This is a genomic window from Enterobacter sp. 01-M-03-SI-ECC, assembly GCF_047530215.1.
Taxonomy (GTDB): Bacteria; Pseudomonadota; Gammaproteobacteria; order Enterobacterales; family Enterobacteriaceae; genus Enterobacter; species Enterobacter chengduensis.
Window position 1 is genome coordinate 33,141 of the sequence record NZ_JBLKDA010000022.1, and the last position, 15,844, is coordinate 48,984.

Genomic DNA, 15,844 nt, shown 5'->3' on the forward strand with positions numbered 1-15,844 from the left:
CGATGGACGATCTGAAGATTTTTATTGGCGGTCACTGGCGACGCGGAGGCGGCAACCCGATGCAGAGCCACTTCCCGGCAGACGGATCGATCGCTGCGACGCTGAATGCGGCAAGCCTCGACGATCTGCATGACGCAATCGAAGCCGGAGAGCGGGCGTGGCGCGATCCGGCCTGGCGCAGCGCGCTGCCGCACATGCGCGCAAAGATCCTGCATAAGGTTGCCGATCTGATTGAATCCCGCGTTGACGCGCTGGCGCAGATGCAGAGCCGCGATAACGGCAAGCCGCTGGCGGAAGCGCGCGGGCTGGTGATGAGCGCGGCGGGCACGGCCCGCTATTTCGCCGCCGCCTGCGAACTGCTGGAAGGGGAACTTCCGACCCCGCGTCAGGCTGATTTGCTGACGCTGAGCCGCTACGAGCCGCTCGGCGTGGTGGCCGCCATCACGCCGTGGAACTCGCCGATTGCCAGCGAAATGCAGAAGGTTGCTCCGGCCATCGCGGCGGGAAACGCGGTGATCCTCAAACCCGCCGAAGCGACGCCGCTGATGGCGCTGGAGCTGGCGCGCATTTTTGAGCAGGCAGGCCTGCCCGCCGGGCTGCTGAGCGTGCTGCCGGGCAAAGGTTCGGTGATTGGCGACGCGCTGGCGCGCCACCCTCGCGTGCGGAAAATTTCCTTTACCGGCGGCACCACTACCGGTCGCCATCTGGCACACGTGGCGGCGGAAAAGCTGATCCCGGCATCGCTCGAGCTAGGCGGGAAATCCCCGACTATCGTGCTGGAGGATGCGGACGTCGAGCAGGCCGCGCGGGGCATTTGCTATGGCATTTTCAGCTCGGCGGGGCAGGCGTGCATCGCCGGATCGCGTCTGTTCATCCACCAGAGCCTTTACGCGCCGCTGATGGCGCGGCTGCTGGAACTCACCCGCGGCCTGCGCGTTGGGCATCCGTTTACCGAGGGTGTCCACGTTGGTCCGCTGATTAACGAAAAACACCGCCAGAGCGTCATGGAGTACGTTGCGCTGGCAAAACGCGAAGGGGGCCGCGTGCTGTGCGGCGGGGAGATCCCGGCCGATCCGTCTCTGACGAACGGCAGCTTCTTTCTGCCGACGATTATCGAAGGGCTGAGCAACGCCGCGCGCGCCTGCCAGGAGGAGATCTTCGGCCCGGTGCTGGTGGCGATGCCGTTCAGCGACGAGGCGGCGCTTATCCGCGAGGCCAACGACTCGGTATACGGGCTGGCGGCGGGCATCTGGACGCGCGATACCGGGCGCGCGCTGCGCCTGAGCGAGCAGCTGGAAGCGGGCACGGTGTGGATCAACACCTATAAAGTGTTTGCGATTTCGACCCCGTTCGGGGGCTTTAAGGAGAGCGGTCTGGGCCGCGAAAAGGGCATTCAGGGATTAAAAGCCTGGATGCAGCAAAAGAGCATTTATCTGGCGACGGGTAATAGCGTCAACCACTGGTGCGACTGAGAAAGGGTGAGCAATGAGCGAAATGATAACCGTCGGCGACGCCATCGCCAGAACGCTGGAGCAGTATCAGGTTGAAGCCATCTACGGCGTCATCTCCATCCACAATTTGCCGATCGCGGATGCGGTTGGGCAGCGCGGCAACATTCGCTTTGTGCCCGCACGCGGCGAAGCGGGGTCCGTCACCATGGCCGACGCGCACGGGCGATTTTCGGGTCTCGGCGTGGCGCTGACCAGCACCGGCGCGGGCGCGGGTAACGCCGTCGGCGCGCTGATTGAGGCAATGAACGCCTGCACGCCGCTGCTGCACCTGACCGGCCAGGTTGAAAAGGCGTGGCTGGACGCCGACACCGGGTTTATTCATGAAACCCGCGACCAGCTGACCTTCCTCAAGGCCAGCTCAAAGCGGGCGTACCGCATCAGCAACGCGAATCAGGCGATCGCGATTTTGCACAAGGCGATACAGGAGGCGCAGACGCCGCCGTGTGGCCCGGTGTCGGTCGAGATCCCGATTGATATTCAGGGGGCAAAAATTCCGGCATCGCTGGTGACGGCGGCGGTGAAAGCGCCTGCGGCTTCACCCGCTGATGCTGGCGCTGTCGACGCGCTGTGGGCGCAGCTGAAGCAGGCGAAACAGCCGCTGCTTTGGGTCGGCGGCGGGGCGCTGGCAAGCGCTGAGGCGGTGAAACGGCTGGCGGACGCGGGCGTGACGGTGATTTCCAGCACCCACGCGCGCGGCGTGCTGCCGGACGCTCATCGCGCCAGCCTGCGGGCGTTCCACAACTCGCCGTCCGTTGAAGCGCTTATCGCACAATGCGACTTCACGCTGGTCGCGGGCTCGCGCCTGCGCAGCAACGAAACCCGCTCCTGGACGCTCGAACTGCCGCACCCGCGCGTGCAGATTGATATCGATCCGGCGGCGGCAAGCCGTAACTATCTGATGGACGGTACGCTCATTGCCGACTGTTCCGCGCTGCTGACCGCGCTGGCTGAAAAAACGCAGGGGCGCGAGTGGGGCAGCGCCCAGTGGGATGCGCAGGTTCAGCAGGCGGTTGAGCAAGCCGAGCAGGGGCTGCGCGAACAGTGCGGGGCGTATGCGAAGCTTAACGATGCGATTGAAAAGGCGCTGCCGAATGATGGCCTGCTGGTACGCGATATCACCGTGTCCGGCAGCCTGTGGGGCAGCCGCCTTTTTCGCGCCAACGGCCCGCTGATGAACATTCACTCTCTGGCGGGAGCGATTGGCATGGGTCTGCCGATGGCGATCGGCACCGCAATTGCCAACCCGCAGCGTAAGGTCGTGGGGCTGGTGGGCGACGGCGGCCTGAGCCTGAACCTGGGCGAGCTGGCGACGCTGGCGCAGGAAAAAGCCAACGTGACGCTGCTGATCATGAACGACGGCGGCTACGGCGTGATGCGCGGTATACAGGATAAGTATTTCGGCGGTCGTCAGTATTTTAACGAACTGCACACGCCGGACTTTACGCTGCTGGCGCAGGCGATAGGCCTCCAGGCCTGGAGCGTTGAGCGGGCGGAGGATTTTGATGCCGTGATGACCGAAGCGCTGGCAATGCCGGGGCCGTCGGTGGTGGAAGTGCGGATGGGGCAGATTGGCGCGCTGAAGTTCGCCGGACCGCCGCAGAAGACGCTTTACTAGCCGTTGTGCCCGGTGGCGCTGCGCTTACCGGGCCTACGAATGTTAATGCTCTTCAGTGAGAGGGCGAAAACCGTAGGCCGGGTCAGGCGAAGCCGCCACCCGGCCTGTTTCATCAGAACACGTTGAACGGGTATTCCACATAGGCGCGGATCTCATCCCCGCCCACGTTGTACTCGCTGGCGTTGCGGGAGACGCGCAGGACGGAGTAGCGCAGTTTCAGCTTCAGATCTTTCGCCGGGCCATCCTGCACCTGGTACTGGATCTGGTTAAACCACTCGTGCTCTTTGCCGTTGCTGGTTTCAGAGGTTTTGATATTGTCGCCGCGCACGTAGGCGATGGTCCAGCTCAGGCCGGGCAGGCCAAGGCCGCCAAAGTCCAGACCGTAGGATGCCTGCCAGGAACGTTCATCCTCACCGTTAAAATCAGACCAGTAGGAGTTTGCCAGCCAGATGGTGTTACCGCCGTCACCCACGCCACCCTTGTCGCGATAGCCGCCGTAGTTATAGCCGGTGCTGCCGCTGCTCTGCTGATAGGCCACTTTAAACGTGTGAATGTCCCAGATGTAGCTCGCCGCCAGGCTCCAGATGGTGTTGCTGCGGCCCGTGTTGAGGCTGTCAGCGTAACCCTGGTCCAGGCGAGAGTTATAGCCGTTGAAGTCGAGTACCAGCTGTTGCCCGGTGCTGAAAGGCTGTTTGAAGTTCATGCCCAGGTACTGCTTGTTCATCACCTCTTCGTTATGCGAGGCGTACAGCGCGCCGCTGAACTGGTCGTTGAACTGGTAGCTCGCGCCGCCGAAGGAGAGGCTCTTCAGCCCGCTGTCGTGGCGATCGTCGCTTTTGCGCTGCTCGTCGGTGAAATAACCCGCGTTGATTTCCAGACCGTCGATCTCTTTTGAGGTCAACATAGTGCCGGTGTAGCTTTCAAACAGCAGGCGGGAGCTGTCGGCATTCACGATCGGCAGCTCAGGACGCTGGTTCCCGTAGCTCAGTACGGTATTCGAGATGCGCATTTTGGCGGTTGCGCCAAACTTTGCCAGATCGGATTTTGCCCGGCCATCCTCTTCCTGTTTAAAGAAGTCGATGCCGCCCGCGCCGCTTTTGCCACGGCCGCCGTCCAGGCGTACGCCATATTGAGCAATACCGTCCACGCCAAAGCCCACCAGCCCTTCGGTATAGCCGGATGCAAACGTGGCGATAATCCCCTGACCCCACTCGGCTTTGTCCTGCTGGCCCTGATGGTAGTCGCGGCTGATATACGCATTGCGTAAGAACAGATCCAGATGGCTGTCGTTAATAAAACCCTGTCTGTCGGATTGCTGGCTTGCAGCAGCAGGTAATGCGGTAAATAAGCTTAAGGCAATTAATGATAATTCTTTTTTCACGGAGGGAACGTCTCTGTCAGGATATATTAATTTGAATGATTGCGTGGTTGATAATTACCGTAAATATTAACGATTGCAATAAATATGTGACCAGACATTTCAGGGGCTAAATGCAGATGTGGCGGGGCTTGCTGGCGAGTTACCGATACGTGCTTTTAAATTAGCAATTCATGCGAAATAAAAGGGAGGCAAATATGCCTCCCGGTAAAATTATTTAATTCCGTCTGCGGCCATACGGTCGCGAATATGCTGTGCGCGTTCTTCCGAGGCCGGGTGATCGTCAAACATGGAGCTTTGGCGTCCCGCTTCCAGCTTGGCCAGCTTTTCGAAGCTGGTGGCTAAACCGGATGGATTAATGCCGCGTTTGCGCAACAGATCGTAGGAGTAGTCATCCGCCTCGGACTCCTGACGCTGGGAGAACTGGGAGTTAACCAGCTTTTCGCCCACGTCGCCAAGCTGTGACTGCGACAGGCTGCCCACGATACCGCCCGCCGAGGCAGCCGCTGCGCGGATGGCATTGGTGCCCAGCGCAACCTGCATCCCTTTCTTCACGTGGCCCAGGGCAACGTGGCCCATTTCATGGCCGATGACCGCCTCCACTTCGTTGTCGGTCATCATGTCCATCAGCCCGCTGTAGACGCGAATACAGCCGTTCGCCATCGCGAAGGCGTTCACGTCTTTCGCCACGTACACCTTGTAGTTCACCGGCTGGCCGTTGATGTTATCGCCCAGCGCGGAAGCAATCTTATTCAGACGCTGCGTGTAGGTGCTGTCAGCCGGCGCAAGCGTGGCTTTTCCGTCCATATCTTTACAGGCCTGGTCGCTCAGCGCTTTCACCTGCGCGTCGCTCAGGGAGTAGGCCTGAAAGGCTTCTGCGCCAGACGTCATCAGACCGTTAGAATCCATATTCTGACAGCCGCTCAGCAGGAGCGTTGTACCCAGGGCCAGCACTATTGCACGCATTTTCATGAGGTTGCTTCCGTACTCGTTAATCTGAATAAAATCTGAAAAGTGCACCGTCAGCGAAGCCGGTGTCGGGCTAAGTATAAGGAATATCCACAGGGCCGGGCGAGCAGATTGCGCAACATGCGAGCATGATCCAGAGATTTCTTAACAAGCAAAAGAATGCTCCATGTACATGACTTGCGGCTTGGGTTACATTGTTGGCACTTTTTTCCGGCGTAGCCCAAAACGCGCTGTCGTCAAGGGCATGGCCTTTAACAGTCCGATCTGGAGTTAAAATGTCCTCACGTAAAGAGCTTGCTAATGCTATTCGTGCGCTGAGCATGGACGCAGTACAGAAAGCCAAATCCGGCCACCCAGGGGCCCCTATGGGTATGGCTGATATCGCCGAAGTCCTGTGGCGTGATTTCCTGAACCACAACCCGCAGAACCCGGCATGGGCTGACCGCGACCGCTTCGTGCTGTCCAACGGCCACGGCTCTATGCTGATCTATAGCCTGCTGCACCTCACCGGCTACGATCTGCCTATCGAAGAGCTGAAAAACTTCCGTCAGCTGCACTCCAAAACTCCAGGTCACCCGGAAGTGGGCTACACCGCTGGCGTAGAAACCACCACCGGCCCGCTGGGACAGGGTATTGCGAACGCTGTAGGTATGGCGATTGCTGAGAAGACGCTGGCGGCGCAGTTCAACCGCCCTGGTCACGACATCGTTGACCACTTCACCTACGCGTTCATGGGCGACGGCTGCATGATGGAAGGCATTTCTCACGAAGTGTGCTCCCTGGCAGGTACCCTGAAGCTGGGCAAGCTGGTGGCGTTCTATGACGACAACGGTATCTCCATCGACGGTCACGTAGAAGGCTGGTTCACCGACGACACCGCAGCCCGTTTCGAAGCCTACGGCTGGCACGTTGTGCGCGGCGTTGATGGCCACGATGCTGACTCGATTAAACGTGCGGTAGAAGAAGCGCGCGCCGTGACGGACAAGCCGTCCCTGCTGATGTGCAAAACCATTATCGGCTTCGGTTCACCGAACAAAGCGGGTACGCACGACTCCCACGGCGCGCCGCTGGGCGACGCGGAAATCGCACTGACCCGCGAAGCGCTGGGCTGGAAACACCCTGCATTCGAAATCCCCTCTGAGATCTACGCTCAGTGGGACGCAAAAGAAGTGGGCCAGGCGAAAGAAGCGGCCTGGAACGAGAAGTTCGCTGCCTATGCGAAAGCCTTCCCACAGGAAGCGGCTGAATTCACCCGTCGTATGAAAGGCGACATGCCGTCTGACTTCGACGCGAAAGCGAACGAGTTCATCGCTAAGCTGCAGGCGAACCCGTCTAAAATCGCGAGCCGTAAAGCGTCTCAAAATGCGATTGAAGCGTTCGGCCCATGGCTTCCAGAATTCCTGGGCGGCTCCGCTGACCTGGCGCCATCTAACCTGACCCTGTGGTCCGGTTCTAAGCCAATTAACGAAGACGCTGCCGGTAACTACATCCATTACGGTGTCCGTGAATTCGGTATGACCGCGATTGCCAACGGTATCTCCCTGCACGGCGGTTTCCTGCCGTACACCTCTACCTTCCTGATGTTCGTCGAATATGCCCGTAACGCCGTGCGTATGGCTGCGCTGATGAAGCAGCGTCAGGTGATGGTCTACACCCACGACTCCATCGGTCTGGGCGAAGATGGCCCAACTCACCAGCCGGTAGAGCAGGTGGCTTCCCTGCGCGTCACCCCGAACATGAGCACATGGCGTCCATGTGACCAGGTTGAATCCGCGGTGGCGTGGAAATACGGCGTTGAGCGTCAGGACGGTCCAACCGCGCTGATCCTCTCCCGTCAGAACCTGGCGCAGCAGGAGCGTACGCCTGAGCAGCTGGCGAACATCGCTCGCGGTGGTTACGTGCTGAAAGACTGTGCGGGCCAGCCTGAGCTGATCTTCATCGCTACCGGTTCTGAAGTTGAGCTGGCGGTTGCCGCATGGGAAAAACTGACTGCCGAAGGCGTGAAGGCGCGCGTGGTCTCCATGCCGTCTACCGATGCGTTCGACAAACAGGATGCGGCTTACCGTGAATCCGTCCTGCCTAAAGCGGTTTCCGCTCGCGTGGCGGTGGAAGCGGGTATCGCTGACTACTGGTTCAAATACGTGGGCCTGAACGGCGCTATCGTCGGCATGACCACCTTCGGTGAGTCTGCTCCGGCAGAGCAGCTGTTCGAAGAGTTCGGCTTCACCGTTGAGAACGTTGTCGCGAAAGCGAAAGAACTGCTGTAATTGCCGTTTTGCCCGGTGGCGCTTACGCTTACCGGGCCTACAAATGGCACGAAAATTGGCCGGGTAAGCGCTAGCGCGCCACCCGGCTTTTTTGTAGACATTATTCCACCGAAAATGTGACGCAAGTCATATAGCTCGCTTATTCATCTGGACAGACATTCCTTTTATTCCCCGATTCGCTTATTCTTGCTGAAGCGTTTCAGTCGATTAAATGTTCGACAATTGACCAATCAATCGCAGTTTGTGACAGCAAGGATTCCCCTTCGGGCGTAGCTGGATTACTCTTTCAGCCACCTCAAACTCAGGGATTGCTTTGCAGGAGATCTATGACCGTACGCGTAGCGATTAATGGCTTCGGTCGCATCGGGCGTAATGTGGTTCGTGCTTTGTATGAATCCGGACGCCGGGCGGAAATCACCGTGGTGGCAATCAATGAACTGGCGGATGCTACGGGCATGGCGCATTTGTTGAAATATGACACCAGCCATGGACGTTTTGCCTGGGATGTCCGTCAGGAAAGAGAGCAACTGTTTGTCGGTGACGATGCCATCCGCGTGCTGCATGAAAGCAGCATTGCAGGGCTACCGTGGCGTGAACTGGGTGTGGATGTGGTGCTTGACTGTACCGGCGTGTACGGCAACCGCGAACATGGAGAAGCGCATCTGGCCGCAGGCGCGAAAAAAGTCCTGTTTTCTCATCCCGGCAGTAACGATCTCGACGCGACCGTCGTGTTTGGCGTCAACCAGCATGAGCTGCAGGCCGAACACCGCATAGTCTCCAACGCCTCCTGTACCACTAACTGCATTATTCCGGTCATCAAACTGTTAGACGATGCGTATGGCATTGAGTCCGGCACCGTGACCACGATTCATTCCGCCATGCACGATCAGCAGGTTATCGACGCCTACCATCCGGATTTACGACGCACGCGCGCCGCGAGCCAGTCAATCATTCCGGTGGATACAAAACTGGCGGCAGGGATCACCCGAATCTTCCCGCAGTTTAATGACCGTTTTGAAGCGATTGCCGTGCGTGTCCCAACGATTAACGTCACCGCAATCGACCTTAGCGTGACGGTGAAAAAGCCGGTAAAAGCCTGTGAAGTCAACCTGTTGCTGCAAAAAGCGGCACAGGGAGCATTTCATGGTATAGTTGACTATACGGAATTACCGTTGGTCTCAGTAGATTTTAACCACGACCCGCACAGCGCCATCGTCGATGGCACGCAAACGAGGGTCAGTGGCGCACACCTTATCAAGACGCTGGTCTGGTGTGATAACGAATGGGGCTTTGCTAACCGAATGCTCGACACCACGTTAGCAATGGCCGCTCAAGGTTTCAGGTAAGACGCATCGTGCGTCTGCAAAACTTTAAGAATCAACGAGAGGATTCACCATGTCTGTAATTAAGATGACCGATCTGGATCTGGCTGGTAAACGCGTTTTCATCCGTGCCGATCTGAACGTACCGGTTAAAGATGGCAAAGTGACCAGCGACGCGCGTATCCGTGCATCTCTGCCAACCATCGAACTGGCTCTGAAGCAGGGCGCTAAAGTGATGGTCACCTCCCACCTGGGTCGTCCAACTGAAGGCGAGTACAACGAAGAGTTCTCTCTGCTGCCAGTGGTTAATTACCTGAAAGACAAACTGTCCAACCCGGTTCGCCTGGTGAAAGATTACCTGGACGGCGTTGACGTTGCAGCGGGTGAACTGGTTGTTCTGGAAAACGTTCGCTTCAACAAAGGCGAGAAGAAAGACGACGAAACCCTGTCCAAAAAATACGCTGCACTGTGCGACGTATTCGTGATGGATGCATTCGGTACGGCTCACCGTGCCCAGGCGTCTACCCACGGTATCGGTAAATTCGCAGACGTAGCGTGTGCCGGTCCTCTGCTGGCTGACGAACTGGAAGCGCTGGGTAAAGCACTGAAAGAACCTGCTCGTCCAATGGTGGCTATCGTTGGTGGTTCTAAAGTTTCTACCAAGCTGACCGTTCTGGATTCCCTGTCTAAAATTGCTGACCAGCTGATCGTTGGCGGTGGTATCGCGAACACCTTCGTTGCCGCTCAGGGCCACAACGTGGGTAAATCCCTGTACGAAGCAGACCTGGTTGATGAAGCCAAACGCCTGCTGAGCACCTGCGATATCCCGGTTCCAACTGACGTTCGCGTCGCGACCGAGTTCTCCGAAACCGCAACCGCGACCCTGAAATCTGTTAACGACATCAAAGACGAAGAGCAGATTCTGGACCTGGGCGACGTTTCTGCACAGAAACTGGCTGAGATCCTCAAAAACGCAAAAACTATCCTGTGGAACGGTCCTGTTGGCGTGTTCGAATTCCCGAACTTCCGCAAAGGTACTGAAATCGTTGCTAACGCTATCGCAGACAGCGAAGCGTTCTCTATCGCAGGCGGTGGTGACACCCTGGCAGCAATCGACCTGTTCGGTATCGCTGACAAAATCTCCTACATCTCCACTGGTGGCGGCGCATTCCTCGAATTCGTGGAAGGCAAAGTACTGCCAGCAGTAGCAATGCTCGAAGAGCGCGCTAAGAAGTAAGCCATTCAAGGGCAGGGAAACCTGCCCAATTTTCAGCGCGCTTTTAAGAGCTCGCACCTTTTCTAACGGCCGAAGATACAGGACTAAGCAACATGTCTAAAATTTTTGATTTCGTAAAACCTGGCGTTATCACTGGTGATGACGTACAGAAAGTGTTCCAGGTAGCTAAAGAAAACAACTTCGCTCTGCCAGCAGTTAACTGCGTGGGTACCGACTCCATCAACGCCGTACTGGAAACTGCTGCTAAAGTTAAAGCTCCAGTTATCGTTCAGTTCTCTAACGGCGGCGCTGCGTTCATCGCAGGTAAAGGCGTAAAAACTGACATTCCTCAGGGTGCTGCAATCCTGGGCGCTATCTCTGGTGCGCACCACGTACACCAGATGGCTGAGCACTACGGTGTTCCAGTTATCCTGCACACTGACCACTGCGCGAAGAAACTGCTGCCGTGGATCGACGGTCTGCTGGACGCGGGTGAGAAACACTTCGCGGCAACCGGTAAGCCACTGTTCTCTTCTCACATGATCGACCTGTCTGAAGAGTCACTGCACGAAAACATCGAAATCTGCTCTAAATACCTGGCGCGCATGGCCAAAATGGGCATGACCCTGGAAATCGAACTGGGTTGCACCGGTGGCGAAGAAGACGGCGTGGACAACAGCCACATGGACGCTTCTGCCCTGTACACCCAGCCAGAAGACGTTGATTACGCGTACACCGAGCTGAGCAAAATCAGCCCACGCTTCACCATTGCAGCGTCTTTCGGTAACGTGCACGGCGTTTACAAACCAGGTAACGTGGTTCTGACCCCAACCATCCTGCGTGATTCTCAGGAATACGTTTCCAAGAAACACAACCTGCCGCACAACAGCCTGAACTTCGTCTTCCACGGCGGTTCCGGTTCTTCTGCTCAGGAAATCAAAGACTCCGTCAGCTACGGCGTAGTGAAAATGAACATCGATACCGACACCCAGTGGGCAACCTGGGACGGTATCCTGCAGTACTACAAAGCGAACGAAGCTTACCTGCAGGGCCAGCTGGGCAACCCGAAAGGCGAAGACCAGCCGAACAAGAAATACTACGATCCGCGCGTATGGCTGCGCGCTGCCCAGACTTCTATGATCACTCGTCTGGAGCAGGCATTCAAAGAACTGAACGCAGTAGACGTTCTGTAATTTGAGCTGCTAACAGCGTCAGAAGGCCCGCCAATGCGGGCCTTTTTTTATGCTTTTTCAATACCCTGTCAGACCTGTTTTTGTGATCTGTTTGGCAAAGCCGGTGCTTTTTGTTTACCCTTTACTGACCTGCCTGTCTCCATGGGGGATGGATTTTGTGTTTTGGTTTAACAAAAGGAAGAATAAATGGAACAACTCGATGTTGTAGACAGCATCAATAATGCCGGTAACTGGCTGGTGCGCAACCAGGCCCTGCTGCTGAGCTACGCCGTGAACATCGTCGCGGCAATTGCCATCATCATCGTCGGGATGATCGTGGCGCGCATTGTCTCGAATACGGTTAACCGCGTGATGCTGGCCCGTCACATTGACGCCACGGTGGCTGACTTCCTCTCAGCCCTGGTGCGTTACGGCATTATCGCCTTTACGCTGATTGCGGCGCTGGGCCGCGTGGGCGTGCAGACGGCATCCGTGATCGCCGTGCTCGGTGCCGCCGGTCTGGCCATTGGTCTGGCGCTGCAGGGCTCGCTGTCCAACCTGGCGGCTGGCGTGCTGCTGGTGACCTTCCGTCCGTTCCGCTCTGGCGAATACGTTGATCTTGGCGGCATTGCCGGCACCGTGCTGCAGGTGCAGATTTTCTCAACGACCCTGCGTACCGTCGATGGCCGCATCGTGGTGGTGCCGAACGGGAAAATTATTGCGGGCAATATCATCAACTTCTCCCGTGAGCCGGTCCGTCGTAACGAGCTGATTATCAGCGTGGCGTACGACTCCGACATCGATCAGGTGAAGTCGCTGATTACCAACATTATTGCGTCAGACGATCGCATTCTGAAAGACAAAGAGCAGACGGTTCGCCTGAACGAACTCGGCGCTTCCTCGATTAACTTCGTGGTGCGTATCTGGAGCAAAAGCAGCGATCTGCAAACCGTATACTGGGACGTGCTGGAGCGCATTAAGCGCGACTTCGACGCCAACGGCATTAGCTTCCCGTATCCGCAGATGGACGTGAATCTTAAACGCGAGAAAGCCGCCGAGTAATCCCCGACGTTTTAGGCCCGGTAAGCGCTAGCGCCACCGGGCTTTAACTTCATAAGCTTCGCTAATACCCAATTAATATTATCCATTTCCTCTAATGTGATTCGCGCAGTATAGTCAGCTTCCAGAACAACACTGCGAGAAAAACTTCATGCTATCTTATTATTTTCAAGGGCTTGCCTTAGGTGCAGCCATGATCCTTCCGCTCGGCCCGCAAAATGCGTTCGTGATGAATCAGGGTATCCGCCGCCAGTATCATCTGATGATTGCCCTGCTGTGCGCGGTAAGCGATTTACTGCTGATCTGTGCCGGGATTTTTGGCGGCAGCGCGCTGCTGATGCAGTCTCCGTGGCTGCTGGCGCTGGTCACCTGGGGCGGCGTTGCGTTTCTGCTCTGGTACGGATTCGGCGCCCTGAAAACGGCGATGAGCAGTAACCTCGAGCTGGCGAGCGCGGAAGTCATGAAGCAGGGCCGCTGGAAGATTATCGTCACCATGCTGGCGGTCACCTGGCTTAATCCGCATGTTTATCTGGACACCTTCGTGGTGCTGGGCAGCCTGGGTGGACAGCTGGACGTTGAGCCGAAACGCTGGTTTGCGCTCGGTACGGTCAGCGCATCGTTCCTCTGGTTCTTTGGCCTCGCCATTCTGGCGGCATGGCTGGCTCCACGCCTGCGCACCGCCAAAGCCCAGCGCATCATTAATACCCTGGTGGGGCTGGTGATGTGGTTTATTGCTTTTCAGCTGGCAAAAGAGGGGATTCACCACGTTCAGGAATTGTTCAACTAATCCTTGTCTTATGGACATCTGAACAAGACCCGCTAAGCTTGCTGGCATGCGCCCTGTTAATGGGCACTCTTCGCAACATGGAGGAATAACAGTGAAGTTTAAGGTGATGGCCCTGGCGGCATTAGTCAGTTTCGGAGCGGTATCGGCGCAGGCAAACGAGCTGCCGGAAGGCCCGCACATCGTCACGTCAGGCACCGCATGCGTGGACGCGGTACCCGATGTTGCAACCCTGGCAATTGAAGTGAATGTGGCCGCGAAAGATGCGGCTACCGCCAAGAAGCAGGCTGACGATCGCGTTGCGCAATACCTCTCTTTCCTCGAGCAGAACGGTGTCGGTAAAAAAGATATCAACTCCGCGAACCTGCGTACTCAACCCGATTACGACTACCAGAACGGCAAAAGCATCCTGAAAGGCTACCGTGCCGTGCGTACCGTTGAAGTGACCGTTCGCCAGCTGGATAAGCTTAACTCGCTGCTGGACGGCGCGCTGAAGGCGGGCCTGAACGAGATCCGCTCCGTGTCGCTGGGCGTTGCGCAACCGGAGAAATACAAAGACGAAGCGCGTAAGGCGGCGATTGATGATGCTATTCATCAGGCTGAACAGCTGGCGTCCGGCTTCAAGAGCAAGCTTGGCCCGGTTTACAGCGTGCGTTACCACGTCTCTAACTACCAGCCAAGCCCGATGGTGCGGATGATGAAGGCTGATGCAGCCCCGGTATCCGCGCAGGAAACTTACGAGCAGCCAACCATTCAGTTCGACGATCAGGTGGACGTGGTGTTCCAGCTGGAGCCCGTTGCAGCGCAGCCGAAACCGGCTCAGTAACCTGCAGGCCGGGTAAGGCGTTACCGCCACCCGGCTTTTTCTTTTTAATCCTGTCTTAACACCTTGTGCCCGTAAGCCAGCAGCGCGTCGGTGACGTTGCGCATCATGCGGCTTTCCGGCGCAAAACGGTGCCAGTAAAGCATCCGGCGCTGATACAGCCCCGGCGTCAGGTCAATCAGCTCACCGCTTTTCAACTCTTTCTCAATCTGCAGATGCGGGATCATGCAGCAGGTGGTGCCCTGGCGCGCAAGCTGCACGAAGGCTTCAGACGAGTTAACGATATGGCACGGCACGCTGCCCGGCGGCAGATCGAAGTTTTGCTGCAGGAACGCCTGATGCATATCGTCCAGATGGTCGAACGCCACGGCAGGGGCCTTCAGCAGCGCCGCGCGGGTGACGCCGTTCGGGAAGTAGCGCTCGGCAAAGGCTTTTGAACCCACAAACAGGTAGTCCAGGGCACCCAGCTGATCGACAAGGCAGCTCGGCAGCGCCTGAGGCTGGATACTGACCGCCCCAACCACTTCGCCGCGACGCAGGCGCTCCTGGGTGCGGGTTTCATCTTCAACCTGCAAATTAAGGCGGATAGGGGAATCGGCCAGTACCGGCGCAAGGGCCGGCAGCAGCCAGGTTGCCAGACTGTCGGCGTTGACCGCCAGAGAGAGCAGCAGCGGCGTAGAGCCCGTTTGTTCGTCACCCAGCCACTCGTCTTCCAGCAGTTCAACCTGGCGCAGCAGGGCGAGAAGCTTTTGCCCTTGCTCGGTTGGGCGTGGCGGCACGGTGCGCACCAGCAGCGGCTGGCCGAACATGTTTTCAAGCTGTTTGATACGCTGTGATACGGCGGACTGGGTGATGCAAAGCTTTTGCGCCGCGCGCTCAAAACCGCGTTCACGAATAACTGCATCAAGTGCCTGTAGTGTTCTGTAGTCCGGACGTTTCATTGCTCTGGGTGGCTCCTTAATTTTGCTTATTCTGCACTATGACACAATTTTCCCTTCGTGGCAGACGAATTCCATTCGACGTGTTCTATAATGCGCCCTGAGTTTTCACACCACAGGCAAAACGATCATGACGCAGGATGAACTGAAAAAAGCAGTAGGATGGGCCGCTCTCCAGTACGTACAGCCGGGTACCATTGTCGGTGTCGGTACGGGATCGACGGCGGCACACTTTATCGATGCGCTGGGCACGATGAAGGGGCAGATCGAGGGCGCGGTTTCGAGCTCTGATGCGTCCACGGAAAAGCTGAAAAGCCTCGGCATTACCGTTTTCGATCTCAACGAAGTGGATCGTCTGGGGATTTACGTTGATGGCGCGGATGAAATCAACGGCCACATGCAGATGATCAAAGGCGGCGGCGCGGCGCTGACGCGCGAAAAAATCATCGCCTCCGTTGCGGACAAGTTCATCTGCATCGCGGACGCCTCCAAGCAGGTCGACATTCTGGGGAATTTCCCGCTGCCGGTCGAAGTGATCCCGATGGCGCGCAGCGCGGTTGCCCGTCAGCTGGTGAAGCTGGGCGGTCGTCCGGAATATCGTCAGGGCGTCGTCACCGACAACGGTAACGTGATCCTCGATGTACACGGTCTGGAAATTCTCGACGCAGTTGCGCTGGAAAATGCCATCAACGCTATCCCAGGCGTAGTGACCGTAGGGCTATTCGCCAACCGGGGCGCGGACGTGGCGCTCATTGGCACCGCTGACGGCGTGAAAACCATCGTAAAATGA

Annotated in this window: 13 protein-coding genes; 10 read left to right on the forward strand and 3 right to left on the reverse strand. The window is 57.4% G+C overall.

Features of this window, described 5'->3' with window-relative positions:
* The first annotated feature begins 2 nt into the window (after nt 1-2).
* Together ACMWKK_RS18650 and ACMWKK_RS18655 are read left to right on the forward strand one after the other, a co-directional pair.
* Nucleotides 3-1,472: an aldehyde dehydrogenase gene (locus ACMWKK_RS18650; RefSeq protein WP_112780560.1), complete on the forward strand. Its 1,470-nt coding sequence runs from the start codon at nt 3-5 to the stop codon at nt 1,470-1,472.
* A 13-nt stretch (nt 1,473-1,485) separates the two neighbouring features.
* Complete coding sequence (locus tag ACMWKK_RS18655) at nt 1,486-3,126, forward strand: thiamine pyrophosphate-binding protein (RefSeq protein WP_112780559.1); 1,641 nt, start codon at nt 1,486-1,488, stop codon at nt 3,124-3,126.
* Between the two features lie 112 nt (nt 3,127-3,238).
* Here the strand turns inward: ACMWKK_RS18655 and ACMWKK_RS18660 are convergent, their stop codons facing one another.
* The gene (locus ACMWKK_RS18660) at nt 3,239-4,507 is read right to left on the reverse strand and encodes an OprD family outer membrane porin (RefSeq protein ID WP_112780558.1); all 1,269 of its coding nucleotides are present in this window, start codon (nt 4,505-4,507) and stop codon (nt 3,239-3,241) included.
* A gap of 210 nt (nt 4,508-4,717) precedes the next feature.
* Complete coding sequence (locus tag ACMWKK_RS18665; protein ID WP_045329245.1) at nt 4,718-5,476, reverse strand: M48 family metallopeptidase; 759 nt, start codon at nt 5,474-5,476, stop codon at nt 4,718-4,720.
* 272 nt (nt 5,477-5,748) lie between these two features.
* Here ACMWKK_RS18665 and tkt point away from each other — a divergent pair, with 272 nt between their 5' ends.
* From tkt to ACMWKK_RS18700, 7 genes are all read left to right on the forward strand, one after another.
* The gene (tkt, locus tag ACMWKK_RS18670; RefSeq protein WP_112780557.1) at nt 5,749-7,740 is read left to right on the forward strand and encodes a transketolase; all 1,992 of its coding nucleotides are present in this window, start codon (nt 5,749-5,751) and stop codon (nt 7,738-7,740) included.
* Nucleotides 7,741-8,066: 326 nt separating this feature from the next.
* Nucleotides 8,067-9,086 carry an erythrose-4-phosphate dehydrogenase gene (gene epd / locus ACMWKK_RS18675; protein WP_045329242.1) on the forward strand — a complete coding sequence of 340 codons (1,020 nt, stop codon included), beginning with the start codon at nt 8,067-8,069 and terminating at the stop codon, nt 9,084-9,086.
* Between the two features lie 49 nt (nt 9,087-9,135).
* Nucleotides 9,136-10,299, forward strand: a complete 1,164-nt coding sequence (gene pgk / locus ACMWKK_RS18680; protein WP_024906565.1) for a phosphoglycerate kinase — start codon at nt 9,136-9,138, stop codon at nt 10,297-10,299.
* A gap of 92 nt (nt 10,300-10,391) precedes the next feature.
* Nucleotides 10,392-11,471 (forward strand): class II fructose-bisphosphate aldolase, encoded by a 1,080-nt coding sequence (gene fbaA, locus ACMWKK_RS18685; protein WP_014885155.1) that lies wholly within the window; start codon nt 10,392-10,394, stop codon nt 11,469-11,471.
* 186 nt (nt 11,472-11,657) lie between these two features.
* Entirely contained in the window at nt 11,658-12,512 is an 855-nt protein-coding gene (gene mscS / locus ACMWKK_RS18690; RefSeq protein WP_045329240.1) for a small-conductance mechanosensitive channel MscS, read from the forward strand.
* 148 nt (nt 12,513-12,660) lie between these two features.
* Entirely contained in the window at nt 12,661-13,296 is a 636-nt protein-coding gene (argO, locus tag ACMWKK_RS18695) for an arginine exporter ArgO (RefSeq protein WP_021242063.1), read from the forward strand.
* A gap of 91 nt (nt 13,297-13,387) precedes the next feature.
* On the forward strand, nt 13,388-14,119 hold the full coding sequence (locus ACMWKK_RS18700) for an oxidative stress defense protein (protein ID WP_406542910.1): 732 nt from the start codon (nt 13,388-13,390) through the stop codon (nt 14,117-14,119).
* A gap of 44 nt (nt 14,120-14,163) precedes the next feature.
* On the opposite strand, the gene argP is transcribed toward ACMWKK_RS18700, so the two are convergent.
* Nucleotides 14,164-15,057 carry a DNA-binding transcriptional regulator ArgP gene (gene argP, locus ACMWKK_RS18705; protein WP_008499727.1) on the reverse strand — a complete coding sequence of 298 codons (894 nt, stop codon included), beginning with the start codon at nt 15,055-15,057 and terminating at the stop codon, nt 14,164-14,166.
* 127 nt (nt 15,058-15,184) lie between these two features.
* Here argP and rpiA point away from each other — a divergent pair, with 127 nt between their 5' ends.
* Nucleotides 15,185-15,844, forward strand: coding sequence for a ribose-5-phosphate isomerase RpiA (gene rpiA, locus ACMWKK_RS18710; RefSeq protein WP_010435366.1), 660 nt, complete (start codon nt 15,185-15,187; stop codon nt 15,842-15,844).

Bases quoted from the DNA above. Each gene is read 5' to 3' on its own strand.
- argO (WP_021242063.1), top strand. From the start codon at position 12,661: ATGCTATCTTATTATTTTCAAGGGCTTGCCTTAGGTGCAGCCATGATC.
- ACMWKK_RS18665 (WP_045329245.1), bottom strand. From the start codon at position 5,476: ATGAAAATGCGTGCAATAGTGCTGGCCCTGGGTACAACGCTCCTGCTG.
- tkt (WP_112780557.1), top strand. From the start codon at position 5,749: ATGTCCTCACGTAAAGAGCTTGCTAATGCTATTCGTGCGCTGAGCATG.
- ACMWKK_RS18655 (WP_112780559.1), top strand. From the start codon at position 1,486: ATGAGCGAAATGATAACCGTCGGCGACGCCATCGCCAGAACGCTGGAG.
- pgk (WP_024906565.1), top strand. From the start codon at position 9,136: ATGTCTGTAATTAAGATGACCGATCTGGATCTGGCTGGTAAACGCGTT.
- fbaA (WP_014885155.1), top strand. From the start codon at position 10,392: ATGTCTAAAATTTTTGATTTCGTAAAACCTGGCGTTATCACTGGTGAT.
- epd (WP_045329242.1), top strand. From the start codon at position 8,067: ATGACCGTACGCGTAGCGATTAATGGCTTCGGTCGCATCGGGCGTAAT.
- ACMWKK_RS18650 (WP_112780560.1), top strand. From the start codon at position 3: ATGGACGATCTGAAGATTTTTATTGGCGGTCACTGGCGACGCGGAGGC.
- rpiA (WP_010435366.1), top strand. From the start codon at position 15,185: ATGACGCAGGATGAACTGAAAAAAGCAGTAGGATGGGCCGCTCTCCAG.
- argP (WP_008499727.1), bottom strand. From the start codon at position 15,057: ATGAAACGTCCGGACTACAGAACACTACAGGCACTTGATGCAGTTATT.
- mscS (WP_045329240.1), top strand. From the start codon at position 11,658: ATGGAACAACTCGATGTTGTAGACAGCATCAATAATGCCGGTAACTGG.